The 14,475-nt window shown below is 43.0% G+C and carries 3 protein-coding genes (1 of these 3 running past the window's edge); all 3 read left to right on the plus strand.

Annotated elements, in window-relative coordinates:
• Positions 1-4,684, plus strand: the final stretch of a protein-coding gene (locus L1077_RS25525) for a non-ribosomal peptide synthase/polyketide synthase (RefSeq protein WP_237139597.1). Its footprint begins 11,303 nt before the window's first position; the window shows 4,684 of its 15,987 coding nt (coding positions 11,304-15,987); the start codon falls outside the window, past its left edge; it ends in the stop codon at positions 4,682-4,684.
• Complete coding sequence (locus tag L1077_RS25530) at positions 4,681-12,768, plus strand: non-ribosomal peptide synthetase (protein WP_237139598.1); 8,088 nt, start codon at positions 4,681-4,683, stop codon at positions 12,766-12,768. The genes L1077_RS25525 and L1077_RS25530 overlap by 4 nt, the downstream gene beginning before the upstream one ends.
• The coding region (locus L1077_RS25535) for a condensation domain-containing protein (RefSeq protein ID WP_237139599.1) at positions 12,768-14,475 on the plus strand (1,708 nt) is incomplete at its 3' end. The genes L1077_RS25530 and L1077_RS25535, both read left to right, overlap by 1 nt.

Here is a 14,475-nt window from a genome sequence, read left to right on the forward strand (position 1 = left end):
GGAGCAAGAAGCGGTTACGGGCTACATGCCTCTTCTACCTATACAAGCAGAATTCTTTGAGCGCCAAATGGTTCATCCTCATCACTATAATCAAAGTGTTTTGCTAAAGGCACCGGCGAACTTCAAGGTACAATATTGCCTTCCTGTTATACAGGCCTTGTATCAACGTCATGATGCTTTGCGTCTGCGTTTTGTTAAGCACCAGGAAGAACAAGTTGCACTATTTTCACCTATTGACGAATCTATGCTATCCCATAGTTTGGAATTCCATGATTTAAGTAACTTACACTGTTCAGCGCGCCAACATGCACTAGAGTCCGCTTGTAACAATTATCAACGCAGTCTGAACTTTGAGACCGGCCCGTTATTTCGAATGGTGTATTTTGATTTTGGTGAAAATCAAGTTGGGCGATTACTTTTTGTCTGCCACCATCTTGTAATAGATGGCATTTCCTGGCGGATTTTGCTTCGAGATGTAGAGCAAGCTTACACTCAATTGAGTCAAAATAAAGCGATTAAGCTGGAACTTAAGACAAGCAGCCTTCAAGCTTGGTCGCACGCATTAAAGGAGTATGCTCTGACTGAGTCCTTACAATTGGAGAGAAGTTGGTGGATTAATCTTCTTAATCGTGAGGTAGGCCGTTTACCTCGCTCAGTCGACGACAAGGCTACTGGAACTGGGCATTGCAGTTTTCAGTTAAAAAAAGCACATACCCAAACTCTGTTACAGACTTGTCAACGACGCTTTAAAAGTCGCATTAACGAGTTGTTGTTAAGTGGACTATTAACTGCATATCGTCAATGGAGTGGGGAATCAAGCCTTAGAGTGAACCTAGAGTGGCATGGCCGAGAAGCGCTATTTGAGACCCTTGAGATAGGGGAAACTCTTGGCTGGTTTACGACGGTCTATCCATTGATATTGTCATCCTCCTCAGATGACATCGAAGGTATTTTGCGAGACGTGAAGCAAGTTTACCGAGAGTTGCCACAGAATGGGTTAGGGTTTGGTATATTGAAATACCTGTCCGGTGACAAAGAACTTCGTGAACTTGATAATGTAAGTGAGCAAGAAAGTATTCTGTTCAACTATCTTGGGCAGTTTGATAACACCTTTGATTCTAAATCTGAGTTTGCTGGTGCTTCAGAGTCTGCAGGAGACGAACAAAGTCCATACAATCGACCTACCCAATTACTTGCTATCGATGGCAGTGTCAATCAAGGTTGCTTAAATTTCAGCTTTACGTATGAACGCTCAGCATTTTCTCCCGATCAGATAGCTGTTTTTGCACAACTTTATAAACAATGCCTTACGGCGCTTGCCGAGATAGCGACAACTCCATCTGCATCTGGTGCTTGGGTACTCAGTGATTTTCCTAATGCGCGTTTGGAATCTAATGAGTTGATTACATTGGCAAGTCAATATCCGGACATTTCCCGTTTATACATAACCACACCAATGCAGCGAGGCATGTTGTATCATGGATTGTTAGATGGTACGGGAGAGTTATACACCACAATTTCACACTTTGATTTGGAAGGTGGGTTGAATATAGAGGCGTTCCGTAAGTCTTGGGAAATAGTGGTAAGTAGGCACGACATTTTGCGTACCAGCATTGTTGCCGTTGATGCCAGAGTTCCACATCAGCTAGTGCATACTTCAACATCCTTGCCTTTCACTGTGCTTGATTGGAAGGGCAACCGAGAGTCGACCTTACCACAAGCACTGGAAACATTGCGAGCCAGTGAGAAAGCTCGTGGCTTTGACTTTAGTGAAGCACCACTTATGCGTCTCACATTGGTATGTTTACCTAAACAGCGTTACCACTTTATTTGGGCACACCATCACATATTGTTGGATGGTTGGTGTCAGCCTGTTTTGTTTAATGAAGTTGTAGAGGCCTATCAGGCACTATCTGCTGGTGTTAAACCAATTGCTCCAACCCAAGTGCCTTACGAAAACTATATTAGCTGGCTCGTATCTCAGGATGAGCAAGTGGCACTAGATTTTTGGCGCACACACCTTGCTGGTTTTGAGACTGCCTTATCCTTTGGCCGTCCACTGTCTGATGTTTCGACCACGGAAGGTCATGGAGAAATGAAGGTGAACTTCTCGCAAAAAGATAGTGATGCGTTAGTGTCGCTGGCTCGTCAAAGTCAGAGCACTATTAACGTCTTGCTGCAATTTGCATGGTCATATGTACTGCATCGATACACCGGTGAATCAGACATAGTTTTCGGAACTACCATTTCAGGGCGCCCTGCCAATATAAGCGGCATTGAACAAATGCTTGGGCTTTTTATCAACACGATACCAGTACGTGTTCAACTTGATAGCAAATTGAGTCTAGGTGAAATATTTGCACAAATTCATTATGACAACATCGAACGTGAGCACCACGGTCACTTGAGCCTTGCAGAAATTCAGGGAGTAAGCGATACCGCGCCTGGAAATGCCTTGTTTGAAACCTTGTTAGTATTCGAAAATTACCCCACCGAAGTGGTAGCTGGGCAGGGGGCTAAGCTGTCTGTCAGCGACGAGGCAGAAGGGAATGAGGTCTATATTCATGCTTCTGATACGCAGGAATACACTAATTACCCTCTGAGTATTGGGGCTTCTTTTGATGGTTTACTACATATCAAGTTTGCTTGGCAAAAAGCACTTTTCAGTGATGCTTTTATAGAACAATTACAAGCACATTTTTGTCGTGTATTGACTGGACTCGTGTCTTGTGGATTATCGAGTGAGCTTTCAGCTCTTAAGATGCTATCTGAACAAGAATCTCGATATTTACTACATACACTTAACGACACCGAGGCAAATTATCCTGCCGAGCAGTGTATTCATGAACTGTTTGAGCAACGCGTAGTACAACAGCCCGATGCTGTAGCTCTAGCGTACGAGAATCAAACACTGAGTTATGCACAGTTGGACAAACGGGCTAATCAACTGGCTCGTTATTTACGCGATATTCATGCTGCGGGGCCTGATGTTTTGATAGGTCTTTGTTTGGAGCGTGGAATAGAGATGATTGTGGGCATACTAGGTATTTTGAAAGCTGGAGCGGCTTATGTGCCTATGGATCCAAGTTATCCTGATAGCCGTCTTGATTATATGCTGTCGGATGCTGACCTTAAGGTCGTGTTAAGTACTGAAGCTGTGCTTTCTCGGCTACCTGAAGGTGACTATGCTCGTGTCGTGTTGGATGATCACACGACAGTGGACGTTATCAAACAGCTAAACGATTCACCATTGCGGAATGAAATAACAGGGGTCAGCTCTACAAATCTTGCTTATGTGATCTACACCTCAGGTTCTACCGGAAAGCCTAAAGGTGTGATGATCGAACATGCGACACTGGTGAACAACTTGTGTTCTCAAGTAGATTATTACGATTATACTGAACGTGATAACTTTTTGTTTTACAGATCTTTTTGTTTCGATGGTGCAATTGAGGAGTACTTATTACCGCTCATTTTTGGAGCTTGCTGCACTATATATCCTCAAGAAGCTAAGTTTGATTTGCAGAAATTTATTGATTATCTGAAGAACAAACAGATCACCAAAGTTAATATTTCGCCCACGCTGTTATTAGAGGTAAAAGATACACTTTTAGAGATCAAATCTTCTTGCTCTCTAAATACATTGATTTTAGGCGGTGAAAAGCTTTCAGATGAATTGGTTCAGGAACTGATTTCATCATCATACAAAGTGGTTAATAGTTATGGCCCTACCGAGGCAACTATTGATACTTATAGGTATGACTTTCTTGATTGTGAGTTTACTGGTAGCAGTATTATCGGTCATGTGGTACCAAACTGTACTGCTTATGTTGTGGACAACAATATGGAGCTGGTTCCGTTTGGTGCTATTGGTGAACTGTATCTTGGAGGAAAGTGTCTTGCCAGAGGTTATTTAAATAATGATGAGTTAACGCAAAATAGCTTTATCGCAAATCCTTTTGATGATGCTCCGCCTTTTGGTGAGAGCAGGCTCTATAAAACTGGAGATATAGTACGGTATCTTTCAGATGGGAAAATGGAGTACATAGGTAGGCGAGACGAACAGATTAAGATCAGGGGCTTTAGAATCGAAATCGGTGAAATCGAACATCAAATAACACAATTAGATGCAGTGGACAGCGTAGCTGTTTTGGTGGAGAAAACTGACAAAGGAGACAAAAAACTGGTTGCTTGTATCAAGTTGACAGACTCAGCCTCCAAACACTTGATCGACAACATTATTCAGCAGTTAGCCGTTAATTTACCTAGCTATATGATGCCATCTGCCTACACAGTAGTGGACGAATGGCCCAGAACAGTGAATGGTAAAATCGACAAACAAAAACTGCTGTCCAACAAAACCATTGTAAGTCATGAGCAGATTATTCCTGCAAGTACCGACACCGAAAAGCAATTATTGGAGATATGTTCTTCAATACTCCACGTGAAACTTGAGGAAATCAGTGTTACATTAAATTTTTTTGAGTTAGGGGGACACTCGTTATCGACAATGCGATTGGTATCTGAAATAAGGAAAAAATTGGATGTTGAAATATCAATCAAAAATATTTTTGAATCTAAAAACTTCAAAGACTTAGCCAATCTTGTTGATGAACAAAAAGTGTTAATACAATTAAAAGAACAAGAAAAAAATGCACTAATTAAAAAGGAAGGGATGCTATGAGCATGTTAGCGTTGATAAAAGAGCTATCGGAAAACGGCGTTTTTCTTTTTGAGAAGAACGGACAGTTAGGATTCAAGTTATCAGTTGATGCTTTTCCACCAGGGTTAAAGGCTAAAGTACTAGAAAACAAGGCTGAACTTATTGCTTTTTTGCAACAAAAAGCCCCTGGTAATGCAGAGCAGGAAAAACGGCAAGTAATTGAAAAGTTAGGAAAATCAGAAGCTACTTTATCTTTCTCTCAACAGCGTCTTTGGTTTTTGGATCAGCTGCAAGGAAAGAGCGTTGAATACAATATGCCAGAAGCACTTCTGGTAACGGGAACTTTTGATTTAGAGGCGGCTGAGTCGAGCCTAGCTGCCATTATTAAGCGTCATGAAATATTGCGGACAGTTTATCGGGAGGTTGACGGTATGGCTGTGCAACGCGTTATTCCTGTGGTGAACTTTTCGATTTCTAGCCATGATTTGTCCTCAGTCTCTGAGCAAACCGTCAGATTAAACGCTTTACTGGAAGAACAAGCCAGACGCCCATTTAATCTTGCTGAAGATGTGATGCTGCGCTGTAGCTACGTTGTCCTAGGTCAGAACAGAGGAGCTTTACTGTTTAACATGCACCACATTGCTTCTGATGGCTGGTCCATGGAGCTACTTGTGAGTGAATTTGTGACACTTTATCGAAGTAAAGTATTGGGGGAAACAGTGTCACAGCCGCCATTGCCCGTGCAATACAGCGATTATGCACATTGGCAGCGTCAATGGTTACAGGGGGACGTATTGTCGTCCCAGCTACAGTACTGGAAAAAACAACTTGCGGACATGCCACTTGAGCATGGATTAGTACTTGATAACCATCGTCCACAAGTGAGAGGTTATAGAGGTGCCCGATTAGAAAGAAAATTGCCTGCTGATGTGTCAAAAGGCCTTGAACGACTTGCGTCTGAACATCAGTTGACTCCATTTATGTTAGTGCACGCAGCCTTTGCTCTGGTTTTGGCTCGTCACAGTAACCGAGAGGACATTGTCGTTGGCACACCTGTGGCTAATCGCCAACAATCAGAAGTAGAGTCTTTAATCGGCTTTTTCGTCAATACTTTGGTATTGAGAGTGGATACTACAGCGCGTAGTTTGAGAGATTACTTAAGTCACGTACGTGAAGTGCATTTAGGCGCCCAGTCTAACCAAGATGTGCCTTTTGAACAGTTGGTGGAATTGCTACAAGTGCCACGTGATACAACTCATTCGCCTATGTTTCAAATTGTGCTGACCATGCAGGCTGATTACGGTATTTCAAAGGGTAATGAACAATTAACACTGCCAGGCTTGTCACTATCGCCATTATCCGGTGCGAAAGTCACATCTTTGTTTGATATAGAATTAGATGTCAGTATTAGCAATGAAGGCGCATACCTTACTTGGATTTATGATGTAGATTTGTTTGATCAAGAACGCATAATTCAGTTGAATGACCACTTCGAACGCTTGCTAACTCAACTCTCTCAAGTTCCTCAAGATATTGCCTTAAATGAGTTAGAAATACTTTCAGAAAAAGAACGTCATCACCTACTTCATGCATTAAATGAGACTGTTACAGAATACCCTTCTGGTCTTTGTATTCATGAACTCTACGAACAGTGCGTAGCGTCAACACCTAATGCTGTGGCTTTGGTGCACGAAGGTAAAAAACTGACCTTTTCAGAACTAGACAAACGTGCCAATCGTCTAGCGAGATATTTAAAACAAACACACTCTGTCGGCCCTGGTATTTTGGTGGGGTTGTGTGTTGAACGCAGTTTTGATTTGGTGGTTGGTATCTTGGCAACATTGAAAGCCGGAGGGGCTTACGTCCCTATGAATCCGGCGTTTCCTGACAGCCGCTTGGAGTATATGGTAACTGATGCCAATCTCGGAGTAGTGTTAAGTATGCAATCAATAGCGCCACGGTTACCAAGTGGGAATTATTCAAAAGTCATACTTAATGAATTTGATACTCAAGGTGCGATCTCCCAGCAAAGTGACGCGCCACTGACACGAGCCGAAACAGGTATTTCTGCACAAGATTTAGCCTTTGTAATTTACACTTCAGGATCTACGGGTCAGCCAAAAGGTGTTATGGTTGAGCACGAATGTGTAGCTCGGTTGGCGTTTAATGAAACGCTGGATTATTTTAGTAACGACACTGTAATGTTGTTTTATTCGAATATTGCATTTGACGCCCTTACCCTCGAGCTTTGGTGCCCTGTACTAAGGGGAGGGCGTGCAGTTTTACACGAGCCTATTGAAACTACGCCTGCGGAAATTAATCGAGTTATAGAACAAAATAATGTGAATTCAATTTGGATCACAGCAGGCTTGTTTAGTGTTTGGGCCGAGCAATTACCAAACACAACACCGTTGACATGTATCATGACTGGGGGGGATGTAGTTGATCCCGAATCGGTCAAGAAAATTCAAAGTAAGTTACCAGATATTTTGTTAATCAATTGCTATGGTCCAACTGAAAACACTACCTTTTCTAGCATTTACAAAATACCACCTAACTTCGCTGAGAGTAACGTCACCATTGGTCGTCCTATTTGTGGTGATGAATTTTACATTCTTAACAACAGCAAGCAGTTACTTCCTAATGGGGTAGCTGGAGAGTTATACCTTGGAGGCGCTGGACTTGCCCGAGGATATTTAAACAACCCCGAGCTTACAGCATATCGTTTCATCGACAATCCTTTTTACGATCCATCACTAACACAAAGCAGCCCAAGGCTGTACCGCACTGGAGATATGGTACGTTATTTATCAGATGGCAAACTAGAGTTTGTTGCTCGAACGGATAATCAAGTGAAAGTGCGAGGGTTTCGAATTGAGCCAGGTGAGGTTGAGCACCATTTAAATCAATGTAACGGCGTGGACAGCGCGTTGGTCATGGCAGTCGGTGAGGGAGCGGCACAGAAACTCGTCGGTTATATAAAGCCTGAAATAGGAATTGTTAATCAAGAAACAGAAGCTCAGTGGCTGCGGGGTATTAAAGCGTGGCTAACTGAAAATGTGCCTGCACATATGGTGCCTTCGGTATTGATGGCTGTAGAGGAGTGGCCTTTAACTCGTAATAATAAGGTGGACCGTCGGGCATTACCTTCTTTGGATAGTCGCAGGCTACTTGGCGAATATATTGCCCCTGAAAACGATACAGAAATAGCGCTAGTAGGTATTTGGGCAACATTATTAAAGCTGGATCGAGAGGCAATAAGTACCACTGCAAACTTTTTTGAGTTGGGTGGCGATTCCATCATATCCATTCAGGTGGTGACTCGAGGTCGTCAGGCTGGCTATCACTTTAGTGTTCGAGATCTGTTTGATACCCAAACCATTCGTGCTCTTGCGCCTCGCGTGAAACAACAGAGCAAGGTAGTGACAGAGCAAGGTGAGGTGAAGGGCGAGATACCACTGTTACCTATCCAGTCAGCCTTTTTTGCCAGCAATTTAACTGAACCACATCACTACAACCAAAGTGCTTTGTTAGAAACACCCATCAACCTGAATGCCTCCCATTGTCACACAGTAATGCGGGCATTATATCAACGCCATGATGCACTTCGGCTGCGGTTTTCTTTATCAAAGGGGCAATGGCAATCTCATTTTAAACCTTTTGATGATGAAATGTTACGTCAAAGTGTGGTGTTACACGATTTAAGTGCTTTGACTGGTGCCGCAAGAAAAGAAGCACTTGAAAGCGCTTGTCAGAAATACCAACGAAGCTTGAATTTTGTAACTGGACCTGTTTTTCGAATGGTGTATTTCCATTATGGAGATAGTGAAGCGGGGCGTTTGCTGTTTGTATGTCACCACCTGGTAGTAGATGGAGTATCTTGGCGTATTTTATTGCGTGATGTAGAGCTGGCGTACTCACAGTTATGTGAAGGTAAAAACGTAGAACTAGGACTGAAAACCAGTAGTGTCAAAGCGTGGTCTGAGGCGTTACGAGACTATGCAGGGTCAGAAGCTTTGCAAGCAGAAAGAGATTGGTGGGTATCTCATTTAAGTCCAGAAGTAGCAAGCCTACCCCGTTCAGGTGAGAGTGACTCACAAGAAGTGGGGCGTTGCAGTTTGGTTTTGGATGAAACGCAAACGACAACCTTATTGCAAACTTGCCAACGGCGTTTTAAAACGCGCATCAACGAACTACTGCTAGCGGGGTTATTGATAGCTTATCAGCGCTGGGGTGGTGGTACATGCTTGAGAGTCAATCTTGAAGGCCATGGCAGGGAAGCATTATTTGACACCTTAGACATAGGAGAAACGGTCGGTTGGTTTACGTCGGTGTATCCATTGATGCTATCGTGTTCTTCAGAGGATATTGAAGAGGTCTTGCGCACAGTAAAGCAAGTTTATCGTGAGCTACCACAGCGAGGTATCGGTTTTGGTATGTTGAAATACCTTACGCAAGATAGTGCGCTTTATGAGCTTGATGAAGCCAGCTTTAGCGAAGGTATTGTATTTAATTACCTAGGGCAGTTTGACAATACGTTTGATTCTGAGTCGGAATTCTTTGGTGCAGAGGAATTTCCAGGGGATGAACAAAGCGCTCTCAATGGGCCAGAACAGTTGTTAAGTATTAACGGCAGTGTCAGTGGCGGTCGGCTTGGCTTTGAGTTGAGCTATGCCAAATCGGCGTTCTCTAACGAACAGGCAGAAGCATTTGCGCAGGCTTATAAACAAAGTTTGGTAGAGCTTGTTGAAGCTGGTGCGACGCTATCAGGAGTGGGCGCTTTAGTACCGACAGACTTCCCGCATGCTAGCCTAGAAGCAGAGGAATTACGGTCACTAGAGACCACTCATTCAGATATATCACGACTTTATATAACTACACCAATGCAACGAGGAATGTTGTACCACGGCTTGCTGGATGGCACAGGTGAGTTGTATACCACGATTTCTCATTTTGATTTGGAAGGTGGGTTAGACATTGAGGTATTTCGCAAAGCATGGCAGACAGTTGTCAATCGCCATGACATTTTACGTACCAGTATTGTGGCGCTGGAAGCGAGCGTACCTCATCAATTGGTGCAAGAATCGGTGTCTTTACCGTTTAATGTGTTGGATTGGCAGGACAAAGCGACAGCCACACTGCCTGCGGCTTTAGAAGCACTGCGAGCAAGCGAAAAAGCACGAGGGTTTGATTTTGCAGTGGCGCCTTTGATGCGCTTGACGCTGGTATGTTTACCAGAGAAGCGTTATCACTTCATCTGGGCACATCATCATATTTTACTGGATGGTTGGTGTCAGCCAGTGCTGTTTAATGAAGTGGTGCAAGCATATCAGGCACTGTCCACAGGTGTAGAGTTGGTAGCGAACGCAGCTGCGCCTTATGAAGACTTCATTGCTTGGCTGGCGAGTCAGGACGAAAAGGCAGCGTTGAATTACTGGGCGGAGCATTTAGCAGGCTTTGATTCAGCAGTTTCTTTAACAGACTATCAAAATAATACGCCAGAGCGAGAAGGTTATGGCGAAATGCACCTGAGTTTGTCACAGGAAGAGAGTGATAAGCTGGTAGGGTTAGCTCGTCAAAGTCAGAGTACCATAAACGTGTTGTTGCAGTTTGCTTGGTCTTATTTATTGCATCGCTATACAGGTGAGTCTGATATTGTGTTCGGTGCGACGATATCGGGCCGCCCGGCGCATATCAATGGCATTGAAGAAATGGTGGGCCTATTTATAAACACCATTCCAGTGCGAATTCAGCTAGATAGTGGTCTGACACTTGGAGAGGTACTGGGCCGTATTCATCATGATAATATTGAACGAGAGCATCACGGCTACCTGAGCTTGGCAGAAATACAAGGGGTGAGTGATATAGCGCCTGGTAGTAGTTTATTTGAAACACTCTTGGTGTTTCAAAATTACCCGACTGAAGTAGTATCAGGCACAGGTACGCATATATCAGCCAATAGCCAAGAAGAAAGCAACGTATTCATTCACGCTTCTGATACACGTGAATACAGCAACTATAAACTCAGTATTATCTCGTCGTTGGAAGGTACCCTTCACTTTAAATTCATGTATCAAAAAGCTCATTTTAGCGAAGAAATGATCCAAAAATTGTCATCGCACCTGAATAGGATAATGACAAGTCTAGCATCCTATGACCTGAGAGGTGAACTTGGTGAGTTGGAGATGCTATCGAAAGAGGAACAACGTTACCTACTTAATACCCTTAATGACACTAAGACTGATTATCAAAGCCATACTTGCATTCATGAGTTATTTGAACAACAGGCTGAACGACAACCTGATTCAGTAGCTGTAATGTTCCACGGAGATACACTAAGTTACGGCGAGCTTAATAAGCATGCAAATCGATTGGCGCACTATTTGCGTAATACCCACAACGTGGGACCTGATGTGTTAGTCGGCTTGTGTGTTGAAAGAGGCTTTGAAATGGTTGTAGGTATTCTAGCAATTCTTAAAGCTGGAGGGGCATATGTACCACTTGATCCTGCTTATCCGGCAAGTCGCCTGTCATATATGATAGCGGATGCCAAACTGGAAATTGTAGTGAGTACTCAGTCTGTAGAATCTCGTTTATCTGGAGATAATTACCAAACCGTCTTATTGGACGATCCCACTACTGTAGCACTTGTAAGTAAGCACTGTGATACTCCATTAAATGCATCTAGCGTAGGTTTGAAACCCAACCACCTTGCTTATGTGATATACACCTCAGGATCCACCGGCCAGCCAAAAGGAGTTATGGTAGAGCATCAACAGTTGTGTCACTCTACCTATAACCGAATTGAGCATTATGAAAATATGTCTTGTTTTTTGATGCTCTCATCAGTGTCTTTTGATAGCTCTGTAGCTGGTTTGTTTTCATCATTATGTAGTGGGGCAACTTTATGCTTGCCTACGACTTTGGAAATTGAAGATATTAATCTTTTATCAGATTTAATCAGCAAGGCCAAAGTCAGCCACATGTTGTTGATACCAAGCCTATATCAGGCACTCTTACCGATGTTGAACAGCGATAATAAGCTACGTGGTGTCATTGTTGCAGGAGAAGCATGCTCGGCGAACTTGCCCGCACAACACCAAGCCCATGAGTTTGTCAATAACTGCGAATTGTACAATGAATACGGGCCGAGTGAAGCGACTGTATGGAGTACCGTTGCCCGTCTATCTCCAGCAGAAGAAATCAATATTGGTGGTCCTCTTAACAATACCCAACTTTATGTGCTAGATGAACGGCAGCAATTATTGCTTTCTGGTTCCATTGGTGAGTTGTACATCGGTGGAGCCGGCTTAGCACGAGGTTATTTAAATCAACCAGAGCTGACTGCATCCCGTTTTGTCAAAAATCCATTCTATGAAGCCGACACGTCAAATAACAGCGTCCGGTTATATCGCACTGGCGACAGAGTTCGTTGGTTACCAAATGGAACTTTGGCTTTTATTGGACGTGTTGATGAACAGTTAAAGGTGCGAGGTTTCCGTATTGAGCCGGGTGAAGTGGAACATCAACTAACACAATGTGATGGTGTGGACAGTGCATTAGTAATCACTGTCGGTGAGTCAGAAACCCAGCAATTAGTTGGGTATATCAGACCTGATACCATACATAAAAGCAGTGATTGGTTGCAGCTGGTTAAGGCGCAACTCGCTGATCGATTACCCGTTCATATGGTACCTTCAGTGCTTATGCCCTTAGCTGAATGGCCTCTAACCCCAAATGGAAAAATTGATCGCAAATCACTTCCAGCGTTAGATAGTCGACAATTGGGGTCTGAATTTGTAGCTCCGAAAACGGATACAGAAAAAGCCTTAGCTCGGATTTGGGCTTCATTGTTGAGGCTGGATGTTGACAGTATTAGCTCTACTGCAAATTTTTACGAGCTAGGAGGGCACTCCCTGTCCATTATAAAAATGCTTGGGCAAATAAAAACGGAACTTAATATTCCTGTTGCTATTAAATCACTGGTGGAAGCGCCAAATCTTTTTGAGCTCGCTAAAACATTAGACAGCGAAAATAACTCACTGGAAGAGAAGTTTAAACAAATGAATGTATTAGATAAAAATGAAGAAGTGGTAATTTTATAATGAAACTAGAATTACTATTTGATAAGTGCTTAGAGCACACCGTTAGCCTATCTCTGGGAACCGAGGGCGAATTAGTCGTTACGTCTGCTGAGGGTAAAGTTCCTACTGATTTGATCCACGAACTTAAAAACAATAAAAAGAGAATTGTTGACTGGTTAAAAAAATATAATGCTAAAAATATAGTTAAAAGAACAAACAATGATGCTCTGTTACCCCTCTCCTTTTCCCAACAAAGACTTTGGTTTATTAATCAATTTCAGGGAGAAAGTACCCAGTACAATAGCTCTCTTAATTTTATTTATGAGGGAAAATTCGACATTGTCTGTGCTAAAAAAGCGCTCACAGAAATTGTACAGCGCCATGAAGTGCTAAGAACGGTTTACCTTACTTGTGAAGGTGAAGGCCACCAGTTGGTAAACCCTCCATCTGACATAAATATCAGTGAAAGGGATATCCAAGCATACTCGGGCATCGACCAACAGACTAGATTGGAACAACTAGTGGACGAGTTTGCCAATCAAGTTTTTGATCTTAGAAACGATGTGATGCTTCGATGCTGCCACATATTGTTGGGGGAAGAAAAAGGCGCGTTGCTATTCAATGTGCATCATATTGCCTCTGATGGCTGGTCGATGGAAATACTCACAAAAGAGTTTGTTGCTTTATATCAGGGATTTGTTGCAGATAAACCTATCAACCTTGCGCCTCTTCCAGTGCAGTACTGCGATTATGCTATTTGGCAGCGTGAGTGGCTTCAAGGGGATACTCTCACTTCCCAGTTGGATTATTGGCGAATGCAACTTGATGCTTTACCTGCAAAACATGGTCTGCGCATCGACAAACCAAGACCGCCAGTAAAGGGACATGATGGACGGCGTATTGTCGGGCATATATCCGATGAGGTGGTTCAAGGGTTAAAACAGCTAGCTTCGCGACATCAGTTAACGCCATTTATGTTATTGCATGCCGCATTGTCGTTAGTACTTGCAAGACATAGCAACCGTAATGACATCGTCATTGGTACGCCTGTCGCAAATCGCCTACAACCTGAAGTTGAGTCGTTGATAGGCTTTTTCGTCAATACCTTAGTATTAAGAGTAGACACCAGCTTCACAACACTGGAAAAATATTTGCGTCATGTTCGCGAGGTGAACCTGGGAGCTCAGTCTCATCAGGATGTTCCATTTGAGCAGTTAGTTGATTTATTAAAGATCCAGCGAAATGCTAGCCATACGCCGTTATTCCAAATTATGTTAACGATGCAATCTGATTTTCAGGTTGCACAAAATCAGAATGCTCCCCTTACGCTGTTAGATATGTCACTGTCCCCCTTATCTGGAAATCAGGTGACGGCGTTATTTGATCTTGAAATAAATGTGCAGTTGGATAGTGATGGTGGGCAAATCAGTTGGACATGGGACAATGCATTATTTGAAGAGGCGAGCGTTCTACAGCTCAATGATCATTTATGTCGGTTACTTACTCAATTATCTCAGCTAAAGAAAGATCCTTTCATTTCACAACTAAATATACTGTCTGAGGAGGAGCGTTATCCCCTGCTCAACACTCTAAACAACACAGCGACTCAAGATTTACCAAAAATAGGTATTCACAGGTTGTTTGAACAATGCGCAGAACAAAATTCGGACGCAGTGGCATTGGTACACAATGATAAGAAATTAACATACGCCATGCTTAACAAGCGTG

The organism is Pseudoalteromonas luteoviolacea (genome assembly GCF_021654285.1).
GTDB classification, from domain to species: Bacteria; Pseudomonadota; Gammaproteobacteria; order Enterobacterales; family Alteromonadaceae; genus Pseudoalteromonas; species Pseudoalteromonas luteoviolacea_J.

Coding starts and splice junctions, on each gene's coding strand:
- L1077_RS25530 (WP_237139598.1), top strand. CDS start 4,681: ATGAGCATGTTAGCGTTGATAAAAGAGCTATCGGAAAACGGCGTTTTT.